The sequence below is a fragment of the Oxynema aestuarii AP17 genome (assembly GCF_012295525.1).
In the GTDB taxonomy this organism is placed as follows: Bacteria; Cyanobacteriota; Cyanobacteriia; order Cyanobacteriales; family Laspinemataceae; genus Oxynema; species Oxynema aestuarii.
The window spans coordinates 6,269,818-6,286,226 of sequence record NZ_CP051167.1 but is presented as its reverse complement, the minus strand read 5'-3'; the positions used below and the strand labels follow the sequence as shown (position 1 = coordinate 6,286,226).

The 16,409-nt window shown below is 51.5% G+C and carries 14 protein-coding genes; 7 read left to right on the top strand and 7 right to left on the bottom strand.

Annotated features, from left to right (window positions below; genetic code table 11):
• Positions 1 to 150: 150 nt before the first annotated feature.
• Complete coding sequence (locus HCG48_RS25080) at positions 151 to 588, bottom strand: hypothetical protein (RefSeq protein WP_168571615.1); 438 nt, start codon at positions 586 to 588, stop codon at positions 151 to 153.
• A 343-nt stretch (positions 589 to 931) separates the two neighbouring features.
• On the opposite strand from HCG48_RS25080, the gene HCG48_RS25075 reads away from it, so the two are divergent.
• The 5 genes from HCG48_RS25075 (at position 932) to HCG48_RS25055 (ending at position 5,152) form a co-directional block, all read left to right on the top strand.
• Positions 932 to 1,567: an esterase/lipase family protein gene (locus HCG48_RS25075; RefSeq protein ID WP_168571614.1), complete on the top strand. Its 636-nt coding sequence runs from the start codon at positions 932 to 934 to the stop codon at positions 1,565 to 1,567.
• Between the two features lie 82 nt (positions 1,568 to 1,649).
• Complete coding sequence (rsmA, locus tag HCG48_RS25070) at positions 1,650 to 2,492, top strand: 16S rRNA (adenine(1518)-N(6)/adenine(1519)-N(6))-dimethyltransferase RsmA (protein WP_168571613.1); 843 nt, start codon at positions 1,650 to 1,652, stop codon at positions 2,490 to 2,492.
• 8 nt (positions 2,493 to 2,500) lie between these two features.
• Positions 2,501 to 3,445, top strand: coding sequence for a 4-(cytidine 5'-diphospho)-2-C-methyl-D-erythritol kinase (ispE, locus tag HCG48_RS25065; protein ID WP_168571612.1), 945 nt, complete (start codon positions 2,501 to 2,503; stop codon positions 3,443 to 3,445).
• A gap of 45 nt (positions 3,446 to 3,490) precedes the next feature.
• Complete coding sequence (locus HCG48_RS25060; RefSeq protein ID WP_168571611.1) at positions 3,491 to 3,814, top strand: DUF3082 domain-containing protein; 324 nt, start codon at positions 3,491 to 3,493, stop codon at positions 3,812 to 3,814.
• A 132-nt stretch (positions 3,815 to 3,946) separates the two neighbouring features.
• Positions 3,947 to 5,152 carry a DUF8838 domain-containing protein gene (locus tag HCG48_RS25055; RefSeq protein ID WP_168571610.1) on the top strand — a complete coding sequence of 402 codons (1,206 nt, stop codon included), beginning with the start codon at positions 3,947 to 3,949 and terminating at the stop codon, positions 5,150 to 5,152.
• 148 nt (positions 5,153 to 5,300) lie between these two features.
• Here HCG48_RS25055 and HCG48_RS25050 read toward each other — a convergent pair whose 3' ends face one another.
• Positions 5,301 to 6,182, bottom strand: a complete 882-nt coding sequence (locus HCG48_RS25050) for a choice-of-anchor L family PEP-CTERM protein (protein ID WP_246259765.1) — start codon at positions 6,180 to 6,182, stop codon at positions 5,301 to 5,303.
• Positions 6,183 to 6,214: 32 nt separating this feature from the next.
• On the opposite strand from HCG48_RS25050, the gene HCG48_RS25045 reads away from it, so the two are divergent.
• Positions 6,215 to 6,595: a hypothetical protein gene (locus HCG48_RS25045; RefSeq protein ID WP_168571609.1), complete on the top strand. Its 381-nt coding sequence runs from the start codon at positions 6,215 to 6,217 to the stop codon at positions 6,593 to 6,595.
• Between the two features lie 110 nt (positions 6,596 to 6,705).
• Here HCG48_RS25045 and HCG48_RS25040 read toward each other — a convergent pair whose 3' ends face one another.
• From HCG48_RS25040 to HCG48_RS26325, 4 genes are all read right to left on the bottom strand, one after another.
• Positions 6,706 to 6,897 carry a hypothetical protein gene (locus HCG48_RS25040; protein ID WP_168571608.1) on the bottom strand — a complete coding sequence of 64 codons (192 nt, stop codon included), beginning with the start codon at positions 6,895 to 6,897 and terminating at the stop codon, positions 6,706 to 6,708.
• 387 nt (positions 6,898 to 7,284) lie between these two features.
• Complete coding sequence (thyD, locus tag HCG48_RS25035) at positions 7,285 to 8,211, bottom strand: thylakoid membrane protein ThyD (protein ID WP_168571607.1); 927 nt, start codon at positions 8,209 to 8,211, stop codon at positions 7,285 to 7,287.
• 107 nt (positions 8,212 to 8,318) lie between these two features.
• The gene (locus HCG48_RS26330) at positions 8,319 to 9,068 is read right to left on the bottom strand and encodes an RNA-guided endonuclease InsQ/TnpB family protein (RefSeq protein ID WP_246259764.1); all 750 of its coding nucleotides are present in this window, start codon (positions 9,066 to 9,068) and stop codon (positions 8,319 to 8,321) included.
• Positions 9,031 to 9,594: an RNA-guided endonuclease InsQ/TnpB family protein gene (locus tag HCG48_RS26325; RefSeq protein ID WP_246259762.1), complete on the bottom strand. Its 564-nt coding sequence runs from the start codon at positions 9,592 to 9,594 to the stop codon at positions 9,031 to 9,033. Before HCG48_RS26325 ends, HCG48_RS26330 begins: the two co-directional genes overlap by 38 nt.
• Before the next feature lie 339 nt (positions 9,595 to 9,933).
• Between HCG48_RS26325 and HCG48_RS25025 the strand changes: the two genes are divergently transcribed.
• Positions 9,934 to 14,646, top strand: a complete 4,713-nt coding sequence (locus tag HCG48_RS25025) for a PAS domain S-box protein (RefSeq protein WP_168571606.1) — start codon at positions 9,934 to 9,936, stop codon at positions 14,644 to 14,646.
• Here the strand turns inward: HCG48_RS25025 and HCG48_RS25020 are convergent.
• On the bottom strand, positions 14,643 to 16,220 hold the full coding sequence (locus HCG48_RS25020; RefSeq protein ID WP_168571605.1) for a glycosyltransferase family 39 protein: 1,578 nt from the start codon (positions 16,218 to 16,220) through the stop codon (positions 14,643 to 14,645). The two genes, HCG48_RS25025 and HCG48_RS25020, sit on opposite strands and share 4 nt — an antisense overlap.
• Positions 16,221 to 16,409: the final 189 nt, after the last annotated feature.

Below are 16,409 nucleotides of genomic sequence, written 5' to 3'. Positions count from 1 at the left end.
ATCCGGGCGAAAAATAGGCGGGTTCTCATTTTATAATTTGGCAATCGTAGGGAATATAGCAATTCTAGACAAAAAAATAGCCCCGATCGCATCGCGGGGCGTAAAACTAAGCGTCAGAGTGAGTCTGTCGCCAATCATCGCAAGTTTTGATTAGCGATTGCCCATTTGGTTAGCCATTTCCAGGAAAGAACTCATGTTCGCACCGGGACGACGGCGAGGGGTGCTCGCCGTGGGAACCAGGTATTCAGTGGCAAAACCGCCGACGGGTTGGGGTTCGCTTTTCGGTGCGGCAGGAGCTTTGGCGGGTTGCGGCTTGGGTGCGGGGGCAGGTGCGGGCTTGGCTTTTTCAGCTTTGGCGGGTTCGGCTTTAGCTGTTTCAGCTTTAGCGGGTTCGGCTTTAGCTGTTTCAGCTTTAGCGGGTTCGGCTTTAGCTTTTTCAGCTTTAGCAGGTTCGGCTTTGGCGGGGGCCGCGCTGCTGCCGTCGGTCTCCCCTAAGTCGAGGTAGTAGTCGGATTTTTTGTTTAAGCCAAACAGTCCACCGAGGAAACCGAAAATGCCACCAAACAATTTCTTAATAAAACCGAACATGGTGATTGCTCCTTAAATTACTGCTGAACGGACTTGAGTGATGTCACCGGAGGGCGAACGACTCAAGTACGACTCGAAAAATTAAGACTGTCATGAACAATTATGAAGTTACGGGGGCGATCGCCACAACATCTCGCTATTATTTGTTATAAAAATTTACAAAAATGCGAATTTTTGGCAATTTTGGCGGGGAGATCGTTTACGGATCTACACAAAATTAAGAATTGCAATCGAGCGGTGGCCCACCTGAGAAACTGTCCCGGGCCGATCGCCCTTCCCGGGCGGGGCAACGTACACTAAACTCACAGCCACTGAAATGACCTACGCCGGGAGTCAAAAACCCATGCAGAACTCTATTCGGAAAAACCCCGTTCTCCTCGTTCACGGAATTTGGGATAAAGGAACGATTTTTAAACCGATGTCGGCTTATTTACGACAATACGGATGGGAGGTTCACACCGTCGATCTCGAACCGAATGATAGTTCCGTCGGACTCGACCGACTCGCCCAACAAGTGCGCGACTATGCGGATCGTCATTTCCCCGGCGATCGCCCGTTCGACCTTCTCGGTTTTAGCATGGGCGGTCTCGTCAGTCGGTATTACTTGCAACGGTTGGGGGGAGTCGATCGCGTCGAGCGCTTCATCACGATTTCCTCGCCCCATAACGGAACCTGGACCGGATACGCTTTAGCCCTCGAAGGCAGTATCCAAATGCGTCCGAATAGCCCCTTTTTGCAAGACCTCAATCGCGACGCGATCGAAACCTTGAGTCGGGTTAATTTTACCTCGATCTGGACCCCCTTCGATTTAATGATTCTCCCTGCCAACAGTTCGCAATTGCCCGTGGGAGATGAAGTTAAAATTTCCGTGGGTTTGCATCGCTGGATGGTCAGCGATCGCCGTTGTCTCGACACGATCGCCCGTACCCTTTCCCAACCTTGCCCAAAAGCGGCGAAATTGGCCACGATCGCCCGTTAAAACCGCGAGCGCGAGATTGTCATCGGGCGATCGCCCCCGTACAATAAAAGATCACCTGAAAAATCCCGATTGCCGATCGCTCATGCCCTCTTCCCGACCTCGAAAACGATTCGCCCAACATTGGCTCAGAAGCGATCGCGCCCTCGCTTCGATCGTCAAAGCTGCCGACCTCTCCCCAGACGATCGCGTCTTAGAAATCGGACCGGGGACGGGGATTTTAACCCGACAATTATTGAGTGCCGCTCGATCGGCGATCGCCGTCGAAATCGACCGCGATTTATGTGCCAAATTGACGAAAAAATTGGGCGATCGCGACAACTTTTTACTCCTACAAGGCGATATTCTCGAATTAGATCTCGAAAAGATCTTGCCAACCACCCCCGAACTGTTCCACAATCCCAATAAAGTTGTCGCCAACATTCCCTACAACATCACCGGACCGATTTTAGAAAAACTGCTCGGCACGATCGCCGCTCCCCATTCCCACCCCTACAAGGCGATCGTCTTGCTCGTCCAGAAAGAAGTTGCCCTACGCTTGCGCGCCAATCCCGGATCGAAACATTTCGGCGCCTTGTCCGTGCGCGTCCAATATTTAGCCGATTGCGAGTTTGTCTGCGACGTGCGCGCCAAAGCGTTTTATCCGCCGCCGAAAGTCGATTCCGCAGTGGTGCGCCTGTTGCCTCGGGAAATTGTCACCCCCGCCGACAACCCGAAACAGTTGGAAACCCTGGTGAAAGTCGGGTTTAGTAGCAAGCGCAAGATGTTAAGAAATAATCTCAAAGCGCTCGTCGATCGCGATCGCCTGACACAATTGTTGGAACGATTAGAAATCAACCCGCAAAGCCGCGCCGAAGATCTCGGTGTCGCCGAGTGGGTCGCTTTGAGCAATTCTTTGCAGCTCGCCCCGGTTAACTTGCAATCGTAAACGAAAAGATGCGCGCGTATACCCTGCTTGCCCCTGCAAAAATTAACTTGTACTTGGAAATTATCGGCGATCGCCCCGACGGCTACCACGAATTGGCGATGGTCATGCAAAGTATCGGCCTGTGCGATCGCGTCAAAGTGCGCCCCAACGGCATCGAAGACTTTCAAATTCACTGCAATCACCCGCAAGTTCCGTGCGATCGCACCAACTTGGCCTATCGCGCCGCCGAATTGCTCAAAAATGAATTTCCCGACAGCTTCGCTCAGTACGGCGCCGCCGAGATCGAAATCGACAAGCAAATCCCCGTCGCTGCCGGACTTGCAGGGGGATCGAGCAACGCCGCCGCCGTTTTGGTCGGCTTGAATTTATTGTGGCAAATCGGCTTAACTCAACCCGAATTGCAAGAATTAGGCGCTCGCTTGGGGGCAGACGTGCCGTTTTGTATCTCCGGTGGCACGGCCTTGGCGACCGGACGGGGCGATCGCCTCGAACCCTTGCCGGATTTAGACGATCTGTGGGTCGTCGTCGGCAAATACCGCACTCTCGCCGTCTCCACCCCGTGGGCGTATAAAACCTACCGCCAAGAATTTGGCGATACCTACGTTTCCCAACCGCAAGATCTCGCCCGCCGCCAACAGCGCGTCCACGCCGGACCGATGGTCGCCGCTATTTCTCATCGCGATGGCGAGGCGATCGCCCGCGAATTATATAACGATTTAGAAAAAGTCGTTTTACCCGCCTATCCTCACGTCGCCGAACTGCGCGAAACCTTTACAAAATTCGAGATTTTAGGAACGATGATGTCCGGATCCGGTCCGAGTGTATTCGCCCTCACTTCCACCCCAGAAACCGCCGAACAAGTCCGCGCAGGGGTGCGTCGGACGATTACCGATCCGGATTTAGAACTGTGGGTCGCGCCATTGAGCAGCCACGGTATTCACATCGCCCCCTAACAGTCGGGTCGTCGTGCAGTGAAAATCAACATCGAGACAGTCATTATGAATAAATCCACTGAAAACACCCCCCTCAAAACCAGTGACGGTAAAGAGATTACCCCTTGGCGCTGTTTTAGTGGGGCGATCGTCTCCGGCGGGATCGGCTTTCTCTGTTATCTGATGACCTCGGCGATCGCCCAAACCTTTGCCAACAAACCGATTACCTCCACTAAAGTCGCCACCCTCAATATTGCGGCGGCAGTCCGCACCCTCGTCCTCGGGATTAGTACCCTGGGAACCTGCGTTTTCGCGATCGCCGCCCTCGGTTTGGTCGCCTTGGGACTCCAGTTAGCATGGCAGAAAATGCGCAATTCCGGCGCCAATTGAACGAACTCGGACGTCTGAAGTGCGGGCATCTTGCCCGCGAGTTTTCATCCTCCCTTTCTCAGTAAAAATTCATCTGGCGATCGTTAAATAAAATTAAATAACAAGAGAGCAAACGCCAAATTCTTCGGATCTATGAGCGAAATTTCAACCCCCAATTCCCTCAAGCCAGACAGCACCTATAATGTCGAAAAAGCCGTTTTAGAACGCTATCAAGCCGGAGCCGATCGCGTCGAAGCCGCATTGTGCTGTCCCACCGATTACGACGGGAAATATTTAGCAATTCTTCCCCAAGAAATCCTCGATAAAGATTACGGTTGTGGCGATCCCAGTCGTTATGCCAAACCCGGGGAAACCGTCGTCGATCTCGGTTCGGGATCCGGGAAAATTTGCTATATTCTCGCCCAAAAAGTCGGGGCATCCGGTCGCGTTATCGGCGTCGATTTTAACGATAAAATGCTCGATCTCGCCCGTCGGTATCGCGGCGAAATTGCCGAGAAAATTGGCTACGATAACGTCCGTTTTGTCAAGGGTAAAATTCAAGATTTAGCCTTGGATCTCGATGCGGCCAATCGCTGGCTTAGCCAACATTCGATCGCCTCGGTAGAAGATTGGGGAGCGTTTGAAGCCGAGTGCGATCGCCTCCGGCGAGAACAGCCCGCGATCGCCGATAATAGCGTCGATTTAGTCGTCTCCAACTGCGTCTTAAATTTAGTGCGATCGCGGGATAAAAAACAGCTCTTTTCGGAAATTTACCGGGTTCTCAAACGCGGCGGTCGCGCGGTGATTTCCGATATTGTTTGCGACGAAGATCCCACCCCCAAAATTCTCAACGATCCGGACTTGTGGAGTGGCTGCATTGCGGGTGCTTTCCGCGAAGATGCCTTTTTAGAAATGTTTGAAAAAGCGGGATTTTACGGCATCGAAATTCTCGCCCGTCAGGAGGAACCCTGGCAAGTTATTGACGGAATCGAGTTCCGTTCGGCGACCGTACAAGCTTTTAAAGGGAAAGACGGGCCGTGTTGGGAACGCAACCAAGCGGTAATTTACCGAGGACCGTGGCAGGAGGTTGTCGATGATGACGGACATCGGTATCGACGCGGGGAACGAACGGCGGTCTGTGACAAAACCTTTAAACTGTTAACTGCAGAAAATGGCCCCTATTCCGGCGAGTTTATTCCGGTCGAACCCTATCGGGAAATTCCTTTAGAAACTGCACGAGCTTTTGACGGCGATCGCACGAGTGTGCGCCATCCGCGAGAAACGAAAGGTAGCGACTATCACTTGACGAAAACGAGTGAGGGAAGTGGGTGCTGCGAACCGGAAGGCGGGTGTTGCTAGGACCTTGCAAGGATGAAAATCTAGCCCATCGCAAGAGCAACGAAAAAGGCGATCGCCCGTTCTTTTATCGATGAATGGCGATCGCCTAATATTGAGATAGAGCGTTAATTTAAAAACGGCATTGAGAGAACAACTCTACAAACAAAAGTTATAGACCTTGTTTTTTCTTCAATCCCCCAAATAATCCGAAACTTCCCATCGCTAACAAGCCGAGTAATAGACTCGGTTCGGGTACGGAGACGCCAGGAGCGGTAACGGGTACCGTTCCCACCGATCCAGCTTGGATAAATACGGCAGAATCTAACCAACCATCGCCAACATCTTTAATCCGAATACTTAAGGTATTGCGGTTATTTTGAGCGAGCAAGCCTTCAAATCCTAATGTTCGAGTGTAGCCATCCAGTTTAGTGTTCACCCCAGAACCGACCGGATTATTAATGTAGTCGGGATGGTCTAAACTGGGATTGTCATAACTGGGAACGAGGTTGTTAATCGTGACATTTTGACCGTCGCTGAGTTTGGCAAGATTAATCCCATTTAATAGCAGTTCAAAGGAATCGTTAAATGGACTGCCACCGTACTCGCGAAATTCTTCGGAACCGAAGACGTAGTTAAAAAATAGTTTTTCGACGCTACTATCGGCGAAAAAACTCAGATCGAGTTGAATATTATCTCCCAGTTCGCCGCTAGAATATCCAGGGAGGGCGGTCGGAGCGAAATCGTGGTTCAAGTCAAAATCGTATACAGAAAGGGTATTCTCGCCGGGAATTTCTGCTACTTTTCCCGTACTCAGAACGATCCCGCTTCCCAACCCGAAGGGATCGTCTGTAAACTGACCGAAGGCTTGACTCGATCCAATGGTAGTCAGGGAAAAGTCACTGAGACCCGTGGTATCCCCGAGGAGAGTGTCTAAGAGGTTAGAGGTTCCTGGGGTAATCGAAAACGCCATGACAGGAGTCGCCACAAAGCTGGCGATCGCGCTGAGGCTGGCGATCGCACCTCGATAACCGTTATACATGATTTTGTTCATTTCCCAACACTAACGAACCAACGATTGAATAGATGAACCCCATTAGCCTGCTTGACCTGAGACGATCGCAGACTGACGCGCTCCGCAAAAACCAGCTAACCTCTCGCGACGATTCTCACGCGCGATTTTGCTGCGGTTACATCCTTCAGAACGACTCCCTACTGAGTGGAACAATTTTTGAGAAGAAGGTCTGGTTATCTGCCAAGAATCAATACGATCGCGCGATTGCTTCCAGCCTAGTCCAGCTTTATGCAGTTTTCAAGGGGCGATCGCCCCTCAGCCGGATTTACGATAATTTTCTCCCTCAAAACTGTATCGATCGCCCCAATCTCACCTCTTGCCAAAACAACGCCCCTCGTCTCTTGTGGCGATCGAGGTTAGCGTTGCTCGATCCGATCTTTAAGATCGATTAAATTTAATCAAAATACTCGAAGAATTGGGACGATCTCTTAAAAAAAATGTGGCTGTACTGGGAAACAGTACAGCCCTATCAAGGAAGAGTATTAAAAAGGTTCGTTTCAAATTAATCTATCGCTTCATTGGGATCGGCAGAATTTTCGAGATTGTCAGGATCGACGTAATGACAGGAGTTATCAAAGCAGATTAATGCCCACCCCGATGCGTCGATGCCCATCAGTTTGTAGGGAGCTTCTTGCACGAAAAATCCCTTGTGGTTGCGGGTTTCCGGCTTGATGGAAACGTTATCAATAGTCATTTTTGCTCAACTCCTTATTTAATCAACAATCCGCAAGAGCAGTGAATTAAAATTGCTCGTCGTCAAGTTCATCAGATCTTATCATTGAAATAAGAAATGTCTAATAAAGTTTTCTAAAAAAATATTAAGGTAGGTAAATAAAAGCGATCTTTCTGAGGATAACGATCGCCGAAACCGTGAGTAATGGTAAAGACAGCTACAAAGAAGTGAAGGGAGAGCCGTTACTTGTTAAGTAATTGTACTCGATATCGTCGAAAAAATGAGTATTTTTACTAAAATTTTCGACAATTATTTTCGACACTTTAAAAAAGTGGGGACTGAGTGGAGGGAGCGATCGCGATCGCCAACCCCACTCAGTCCTACCGTAGACCCCCTCGAAAGAGGAACCTAACTCGACGATAAAACCTCTTCGAGAGCAGCTTTCAGGGTTGGATATCGATATTCAAAACCGTACTCTAAAGGACGTTTCGGTAAAACTTGCTGACCTTCGAGAACGACTTGGGCCGCATCCCCTAACAAGACATGGAGGGCAAAATCGGGGACGGGTAACCAAGACGGACGGTGCATCACCTGTCCGAGGGTGTCGCACAGTTCCTTCATGCGAACGGGATTGGGGGCAGTTCCGTCGAGAACCCCTTCAATTTCCGGACGTTGCAACGCCGCCAGGATCAAATTGACCAGATCGTCGCGATGAATCCAGGAAAACCACTGGTGTCCGCTTCCAATCGGACCGCCTGCAAACAAGCGGAACGGGGTGAGCATTTTGGCGATCGCCCCACCCATTCCGAGGACAATTCCGGTCCGAACGATTACCAAACGGGTGTCACTCTCCTTAACTTGGCGGGCTTCGTGTTCCCATTCCCGACAGACGTTCGCCAAAAAATCGTCTCCCGGAGGACTGGTTTCGTCAAAGGTCGCCGTTTCGCTGGTTCCGTAGTAGCCGACCGCCGAAGAATTCACTAAAACCGAGGGTTTTGGATCCGCTTGGGCGATCGCCTCGACCAGTTTGCGGGTTCCGAGTTTGCGACTGTCGAGAATCGACCGCTTGCGTTCGGCGGTCCAGCGTTCGTCTGCGAGGGGAGTCCCGGCTAAATTAACCACCGCGTCACAACCGGACAGTTCATTTTGCCACTCCCCGGACTCTTGGGGGGTATAGCCGACAATTTCCACGTGAGGAAATGCCGATGGAGGAAAAACGCGCTGGGCTTTCGTGGGATTGCGCGTGAACACGAGGATCTCGTGACCCTCCTCTTGGGCCCGTTCGACTAAACGACTCCCTACAAATCCGGTCGCCCCTGCGATCGCAATTTTCATTGATTTATATCCGTAAAAGTGAAATCTTTTAACTATTCCCCGCGTCAAGGGATGTTCAGGCCCACCTAGCTTCGGGTCGTGACATCTTCCCGACGCTGAATCAAAGATTACAGCGCGGGCTTCCCAACCTCACGATTGGGTATTCGGGCCCCACGCCACTTATCTAGGTCATAGACCCCCGACAGACCGACTTGACAGGCGGTTTCCGTTCCCCAGAGTCCCTGGCTACTGACTTGTTCGAGTCCACGATGCAAAACCATCTCTGCTGCAGCATGGTCACGATGCGTTCGATACCCACACTCAGGACAATGATGCTCTCTGACTTCCAACCCTTTGCTCACCGTAGCAAAACAGTTGGGGCAGGTTTGACTGGTGCCGTTGGGATTGACTTTAGCAAAGTAGACCCCACGCTTCCAGCAAACCCATTCCGTCAGAGACAGGAATTGTCCGAAGGCGGCATCAACACAATCTTTTCGCAACATCCCTCGGGTCAAGCCTTTGACGTTGAGGTCTTCTACAAAGATGGTTTGCGCCCGGTCGCAAAGCTGATGAGCCGTCTTCAGATGGAAATCTTTACGACGATTGGCAATGCGATGGTGCATTCTAGCCACTTCGATTTGCGCCTTCTCCCAGTTTTGAGAACCCTTTTGTTTTCGTGCGGCTCTGCATTGCAGCAATTTCAGCTTGCGTTGCATCGACTTGAAAAACTTAGGGCGTTCTTGGAAAGAGCGATCGGAAGCGGTCAAGAATCGCTCCAATCCCAGGTCAATCCCGATCGCCCGACCGTGAACCGGGACATCGGGAACCGATATATCCGATTCAATCGTGACGACAACATACCATTGTGTTCCTCGCACCCTGGACAATACCCTTACCTGTATCCCCCCAACCCCCCTTTGAAAGGGGGGCGAAGGGGGGATGCAGGTTCATGGGTATTTCCCCTAACTTTGGCAATTTGATTGTGAAGCCATTGATGGGATTATTCTTGAATTGGGGAAACACAAAGGATTTGAATTGACCGAACTTTTTGAAACGCGGAAATCCATGTCCCCGTTTCACAAAGGCTTCCCAGGTATCGTGCAGTCTGCGAATTGTGGTCTGCAACACCTGAGAATGTACCTTACCCAGATGCGGGAATTGCTTCTTCGCTTTGGGCAGGTTGTTCTGCTGACGATGGTAAGACGGGAATGGCTCATTGGCGGGAATAATGTATTCCTTTTCCAGCGAGCATCGGTCTACCGGACACTTACGCGAAGCAATCCAGTCCTTGAGTTCGCGCAACGCGTAGTTATATACGCCTCGGCACGTCTCAAGCCACGACCGCAGTTCAGTCTGCTGCAAGGCATCTGGATAGATTCGGTAGGTGTAGTTCATGGTCAGCATGGCCGGAGTTTACCACAGGCTATAGCTGCTCGGAAATGCTGGTCTCATCCCCATGGTTCGCGTAGCGTGCCGGAGGCATGGGGATGAGACTTTTCGAGGGGAGTCCATGTATCCCGACGCTGATGCTTCGCATACAGCGCGGGACTTATCGCTCCCCGAACCCTTCAAAAGTTAAATAGGATTGAAAGAGGATCGTTAGTTGACCGACTGATTCGACATTCACCTGCGGGGGTCGAGTGGCTGTGAAAACTCATAACCGGGTTGGCGATGAGAACGATCGCCGCCATGGGGAGGGGATCGACGACGAAGCGATCGCCCGCGATAGCCATCTTTTTGAACATGCTCGCTTTATTAACCGGACAAAATTTACTCGAAGTGCAACTGTCGTGCCCCTGCGATCCGTGCGATCGCCCCGTCGCCTGGGCGATCGCCGATTTAACGCGAGGGGGTGAAACGGGGAGATCACTCGATGCGGACCTCGAAGCCGAACGGGTCGAGATCGCACGATCGCGGGGGGACGAGACCCTGTTGATGTTTTGGTTTACGCGTTTGACGATCGCCTATTGGTTTGGGGATTTTCAAACGGCGTTTGTCAAGGGGGAACGGGCGGCGATCGAACTCGATCGCCTTCAGGATCCGGCGTTGTTATCTTGGTTTAGTTTTTATCGGATTTTAGCGGGATTGGCGAGTTATCCGAACTTGTCGAAACAACAGCGTCGGGCCGTCGTGCAGCAGACCGATACTTTCCTCGAAAACCGTCATCAAATTCCCCCGTGGGATCGTCAATTTGCGGGTAATTTCGCCTTAGTCGAAGCGGAAAAAGCGCGGGTTTTACAACAGCAGTGGCAAGCGGCACAAAGTTACGATCGCGCCATCGAAACTGCACGCGATCGGGAGTTAATTCACGAACGCGCCGTCTGCTACGAACGCGCCGCCGACTTTTATAGCGCCGAGTCGATGAAGGCGATCGCCCGAGATTATCGGGGGCGATCGCTGCAATGTTACCAACAATGGCAAGCGCGCGCCAAAGTCGTGCAACTGCAACAAAAATATCCCGAAATTGCCAGAGAAGAAGACGACCAAGCCGCCACCGATCGCCTCGGGGAAGTCGGCGCGATCGTCTCCACGGAAGCGATCGCCTTACAAGAAAGTAAAAAACGCTTCGATTTATTTTTCAATCAAGCCATTGACGGTTTTTTCTTGTTCAGCTTCGATTTTGGCGTCGCCTGGAACGATGGGGCCGACAAAGACGCCTTACTCGACTACACCTTCAGCCACGAACGCCTCAGTGAAGTCAATGACGCCTTTGTCAAGCAATATGGCGGTACCCGAGAACAATTACTCGGCATGACTCCGGCAGAGTTTTTCTCCCACGATCTCGACGATGCCAAACAACTGTGGCGGGAGTTATTCGATCGCGGCATTTTAGAACTCGAATATCGGGAACAAAAATTAGACGGAACCCCGATGTGGGTGGAAGGAAGCTACACCTGTCTCTATGACGAAGCGGGACGGATCGTGGGACATTGCGGTGCCCAACGAGAAATCACCGATCGCAAACAGGCGGAAAACCAACTCAAAATCCGGGAACGCCAACAAGCGGCGATCGCCGAGTTGGGTCAAGAAGCTTTAGCCACCGACGATCTCGAAACCTTGATGCAGTGCGCCGTGAATGTCGTGGCCGAAATTTTGGCCGTCGAATATACCAAAATCTTAGAATTGCTGCCCGACCGCCGGGAATTGCTGCTCAAAGTCGGGATCGGCTGGAAACCGGGTTTGGTGGGAACGGCGACGGTGGGAACCGAACGGGAATCGCAAGCGGGCTATACTCTGTATTCTGACGAACCCGCGATCGTGCGCGACTTATCGACGGAAACGCGCTTCAACGGGCCGGAATTACTGCACCAACACCAAGTGGTCAGTGGGGTCAGCGTGACCATCGGCTTACACGATCGCCCCTACGGCGTTTTCGGAATTCACACCCGGCAATATCGGGAGTTCAGCGAGGATGACGTTCACTTTCTCCAGGCGATCGCCCATATCCTGGGGGCGGCGATCGACCGCCAGCAAAGCCAAGCAGCCCTCGAACGCAGCGATCGCCTTTACCGAACCGTCGCCGAACACTTTCCCAACGGCGCAATTTTTCTCTTCGATCGCGATTTGCGCTATCTCGTCGTCGGCGGTCAAGCTTTGCAGGAGTGGTCCGGTTACACCCCAGAAGATTTGGAAGGGAAAACCCTGTGGGAAGCGCTCACCCCAGACGAAATCGAGCTGATCGAACCGATTTATCGAGAATCCCTCGCCGGAATCGAAACCCCTCACGAAATCGCTTACCACGATCGCGCCTTACTCTTGCAAAGCGTCAGCGTCAAAAACGACGCCGGAGAGGCGATCGCCGGGATGGTCGTCGCTCAAGATATCACCGAACGCAAGCAAGCTCAAGCGCAAATCGCCTTTCAAGCCTCCTTACTCTCTCAAGTCCGCAATGCGGTCATCGCCACCGATCTAGACGGTCGGATCGCCTATTACAATACCTTCGCGCGCGACTTGTACCGCTTTACGGACGACCGTATTCTCGGTCAACGGATCTTCGAGGCGATCGTTCCTCCCTGCGAGTACGGTCGCGCCTGCGAGATTTTCGCCCGGGTGCAACAACAAGGCTATTGGGAAGGGGAAATCACCGTGCAACGCCTCGACGGCAGTACCTTCGCGGCTTACCTCATCAATACCCTGATTCGCAACGCGGATGACGAACCCGCCGGATTTCTCGGGGTCAGTACCGACATCGGCGATCGCAAACGGGCCGAAGAACAACTGCGCCAGAGTGAGGCGCGCTTTCAAAAGCTCGTCGCCAACATTCCCGGAACGATCTATCAATTTCGTCTCGGTTCCAACGGAACCTACTGCGTCCCTTATGCGAGTCACGCCTGTCGCGAAATCTTCGAGATCGATCCCGAACTCATTCGCGAGGACGCTTCGGCGATTTTCGCCCAGATCGACCGCCAAGATCTCGTCGAGGTCAAACGGGCGATCGCCCACTCCTCACGCACCTTAGAACCCTTTTACTGCGAGTACAAAATCCACACGGCCTCGGGGAAAACAAAGTGGATTCAGTCGATTTCGCGACCGGAACGCCAAGCCAACGGCGATTTACTCTGGGATGGAGTGGCGATCGATATCAGCGATCGCAAATTGACCGAAGAAGCCTTGCGACGCAGCGAACGGCGTTACGAACTCGCCACCCGCGCCGCCAAAGTCGGCGTCTGGGAGTGGAATTTACTCGAAACCGAATTTTATCTCGATCCGAATATTAAAGATATTTTGGGGTATCGTCCCGAGGAAATGCCCGCCAACCTCCAAGCGTGGATGAGCTACATCCATCCCGACGATCGCCCCCAAGTCCTCGAAGCGGCCCGGGCTCACTTGTCCGGTAAGGTCGGCGAATACATTCTCGAACACCGTCTCAGTCACAAAGATGGCTCGTTTCGCTGGTTTTTGGTGCGCGGTCAGGCGATTCGCGACGACGGGTTTAAAGTCGTGCGCGTCGTCGGAACTTATACCGACATTACCGAACTCAAACAAGTACAAATGGCGCTATCGGAAGCGAAAGAAGAGGCGGAAGCCGCCAACCGGGCGAAAAGTCTGTTTTTAGCGAATATGAGCCACGAGTTGCGATCGCCGCTCAATGCGATTCTCGGCTTTACTCAACTGCTCGAACATCACGACAACCTCACCGAAGCCCAACAAACCTATCTCAACACGATCGCCCGCAGTGGCGAACATTTACTCGCCTTAATTAACGATATTTTGGATTTCTCCAAAATTGAAGCCGGACGCACCCATCTCAATGAAAATGAATTCGACCTCTATCAATTACTCGCCGATATCCACCAGACTTTTCAACTGAAAGTCAACGAGAAAGGGTTGCAATTCGAGTTCGTCCTCGCCCCGGAGGTCCCTCAATATATTTGCAGCGATCGCCTCAAATTGCGCCAGGTTTTAATTAATTTACTCAGTAATGCGGTCAAATTTACCGATCGCGGCAGGATCGCCGTGGGGGTGAGCTGGCGGGCCGTTGACGGGGCGATCGGGTCTCCTCCCCGCCAGTTCGTGGCTTTCACGGTCTGCGATACGGGCATCGGCATCGCCCCCAACGAACTCAAACAGTTATTCGAACCGTTCGTGCAGACCCAATCGGGGATGGAAATGCAAGAAGGAACCGGGTTGGGTCTGGCCATTTGCCAGCGTTACGTGGAACTGATGGGAGGACATATCGAGGTCAGTTCTCAACTCGGCGAAGGCAGCACGTTTTATTTTCAGATCGGCATTCGCCCGGTTTCTCCGACCCAGTTATCCGTGCACTCGACCACGCCGAGCGATCGCATTGTCGGCGTTGCAGGCGACGGCGAGACTTACCGCATTTTAGTCGCCGACGATCGCGCCAACAACCGCCTGATTCTCGTTAATTGGCTGTCTCGGGTCGGTTTTGAGGTCGCCGAAGCCGTCAACGGTCGCGAGGCGATCGCCGTCTGGCAACGCTTCGACCCTCATTTGATTTGGATGGATATGCGAATGCCCGTCATGGACGGTTACGAAGCTACCCGCCAGATTAAAGCGACCGCCAAAGGTCGCCAAACTAAGATCGTCGCGGTTACTGCCAGTGCTTTAGAACAAGATAAACCTGCTATTTTTGCCGCCGGGTGTGACGATTGGGTTCCCAAACCGATCGTCGAATCGGTCATTTTTGAAACGTTGGCCAAACATTTGAAGTTGGAATATTTCTATGAAGACCGTCCGTTTCACTCGGTCGAAAGTCCGGCCAGTCCTCAAGTTTTAACGGCGGCAAATATCGAAACTTTGCCTCCCTTCCTCATCGATGAATTGCGAGAAGCCATTTTAGATCTCGATCCGCGTGCGATCGAAGCGGCGATCGCCAAAATCGAACCCGAAAATCACCGTCTAGCCCACGTGCTTCGCGATTGTGTCGCTCAGTTTCAATACGATAAAATCTTAAAAGTTTTACCCCACCCCGCCGAGGAGCAATCCTCTTAAGACGATCGCCCGGAACCGATTCCGGTTAATTTTTCTAACCGCAAGGCTTCCGGTTTCACGGGTTCGATCTCGGTGTCCGGATAGCGATCCCGCAAGCCCTCTCGCAAACGTTTAGAAGGATTGAATAAATAAATATCGCTAAATGATTGACGGTCTTTCCCAACTCCGTCATCCCCCAAGTTGGGGACTTCTCCCTCAAGTACTAATTGGATCGTGACGTGGCGATCGAGTAAGTGCGCTAAAGATAGCATTTCGCCGCGATTGAAGCGAAAATCACTGGTCATTAATAACGGATGTTCTGCCGCATTAATTAATCGGGCAGCTTGCGGGTGATTGTGGCTATTTTTCTTGTTCCACCAGGTTTCTGAATGGACGATCGCCCCCCCGGAAATCATCCCCGCCAATAAAACAGTGAGGGCGATTCCTTGCCACAGTCTTTGTTTGAAAATGCTGTTAGCCGTTGCTAATTTTAACGATAGCAAGGCAGTAACTGCCAATTCCATCCCTAAATAAGAAGGAATTAAATAACGGCTGACCGTAGATCGACGACCGCCGAGGATGAGATCGGGAAGGATCAGGGTTAAAGCGGGAATGGCAATTAATAAAATTACAAACAGCCAGACTTGTTTCTGAGTATGTTTTATCAGAAAATAAAGGGAGTATCCGATTAAGGCGATCGCCAAAACTAAAGCGGGAATGCTGTAAATCAATGGCGAATCAGAATCTAAATTCAGATCGAAGAACACCCGGCTACTATTGGCAACCCAAGCGATCGCCAAACCGATCGGCGCCATCGGCTGTGCGGTCCACGCCGTCGTCCCACGCACTTTAGAAAATTGATTTAATACGATAACGATCCAGGGGATAAATAATAAGACGGCTCCCCAAGAGGCGAAGAAATAACTCATCTTTTTTTGAGTGATTTTGAAGCCGTCGATCGCCAGTAAGTAGCTGCCGTGGGCGATCGCTACTAATGCAGAAAAGAGAAAACTGTAGAAACTGGCCGCTAAAGTGATGCTATAAATTACCCATTTTTTAATGTTTTTATTCCGTGAAATTGCTTTTAAAAATGCCGCACTTGTCAGTAAAATTGTCGCCGTCCACAATCCGTACTCTCTGGCTTCTCTCGCGTAGAGAATATGAAAGGGAGAAACAGAAATTAGCGCCATTCCAATTAATCCGGCGAATTCGGAATTAAATAACTCATAACAAAGCCAATACATTGCCGGAAGCGCAATTAAACTTAAAAGGGCAGAAACGGTGCGAAGGGAGGCGATCGAATCTCCAAACAGTTGCGCCCACCATCGGGTTAATATGTAATACAAGGGAGGATGTTGGGCGTCTTCGCGAGCTAAGGAGTTGAGGGTATCGCTTAAAGTTTTTTCAGGAGTCAGTTGTTGATAAGTTAAAAGGTCGTCGCGATCGAGGGGTTCGTTGATAAAGAGGTTTTCAATTAACTCAGTTTCCGTATATCCCGAAATTCGTAAAGCCGTATAAGCTTCGTCATGCCAAAAGATTTCGCGATCGAGATCGGCAAAACGGAAAACAATCCCGGAAATTGCGATAGCTATCAAGAGAAAATGCCAAACTCCTCTCGGGAGAAGTATGCGCACGACGGGGTGAGCTTTCAAGGTACCCGTACCTTTGAGGAAAGGGAGATGCATGATTGACAAACCGAAGACGTTGGACCGATTCTGACATATTTTTCCCGCGAGATCGGTTAGGGTAACATCGAAGCAGAAGCCCGAGGAAGCACGAGGATG

What these genes read in the sequence shown, in the direction of transcription:
- HCG48_RS26325 (WP_246259762.1), bottom strand. Translation starts at nt 9,594, where the DNA reads ATGCTGACCATGAACTACACCTACCGAATCTATCCAGATGCCTTGCAG.
- HCG48_RS25075 (WP_168571614.1), top strand. Translation starts at nt 932, where the DNA reads ATGCAGAACTCTATTCGGAAAAACCCCGTTCTCCTCGTTCACGGAATT.
- HCG48_RS25040 (WP_168571608.1), bottom strand. Translation starts at nt 6,897, where the DNA reads ATGACTATTGATAACGTTTCCATCAAGCCGGAAACCCGCAACCACAAG.
- HCG48_RS25050 (WP_246259765.1), bottom strand. Translation starts at nt 6,182, where the DNA reads ATGAACAAAATCATGTATAACGGTTATCGAGGTGCGATCGCCAGCCTC.
- HCG48_RS25025 (WP_168571606.1), top strand. Translation starts at nt 9,934, where the DNA reads ATGCTCGCTTTATTAACCGGACAAAATTTACTCGAAGTGCAACTGTCG.
- ispE (WP_168571612.1), top strand. Translation starts at nt 2,501, where the DNA reads ATGCGCGCGTATACCCTGCTTGCCCCTGCAAAAATTAACTTGTACTTG.
- HCG48_RS25045 (WP_168571609.1), top strand. Translation starts at nt 6,215, where the DNA reads ATGAACCCCATTAGCCTGCTTGACCTGAGACGATCGCAGACTGACGCG.
- rsmA (WP_168571613.1), top strand. Translation starts at nt 1,650, where the DNA reads ATGCCCTCTTCCCGACCTCGAAAACGATTCGCCCAACATTGGCTCAGA.
- HCG48_RS25055 (WP_168571610.1), top strand. Translation starts at nt 3,947, where the DNA reads ATGAGCGAAATTTCAACCCCCAATTCCCTCAAGCCAGACAGCACCTAT.
- HCG48_RS25060 (WP_168571611.1), top strand. Translation starts at nt 3,491, where the DNA reads ATGAATAAATCCACTGAAAACACCCCCCTCAAAACCAGTGACGGTAAA.
- HCG48_RS25080 (WP_168571615.1), bottom strand. Translation starts at nt 588, where the DNA reads ATGTTCGGTTTTATTAAGAAATTGTTTGGTGGCATTTTCGGTTTCCTC.
- thyD (WP_168571607.1), bottom strand. Translation starts at nt 8,211, where the DNA reads ATGAAAATTGCGATCGCAGGGGCGACCGGATTTGTAGGGAGTCGTTTA.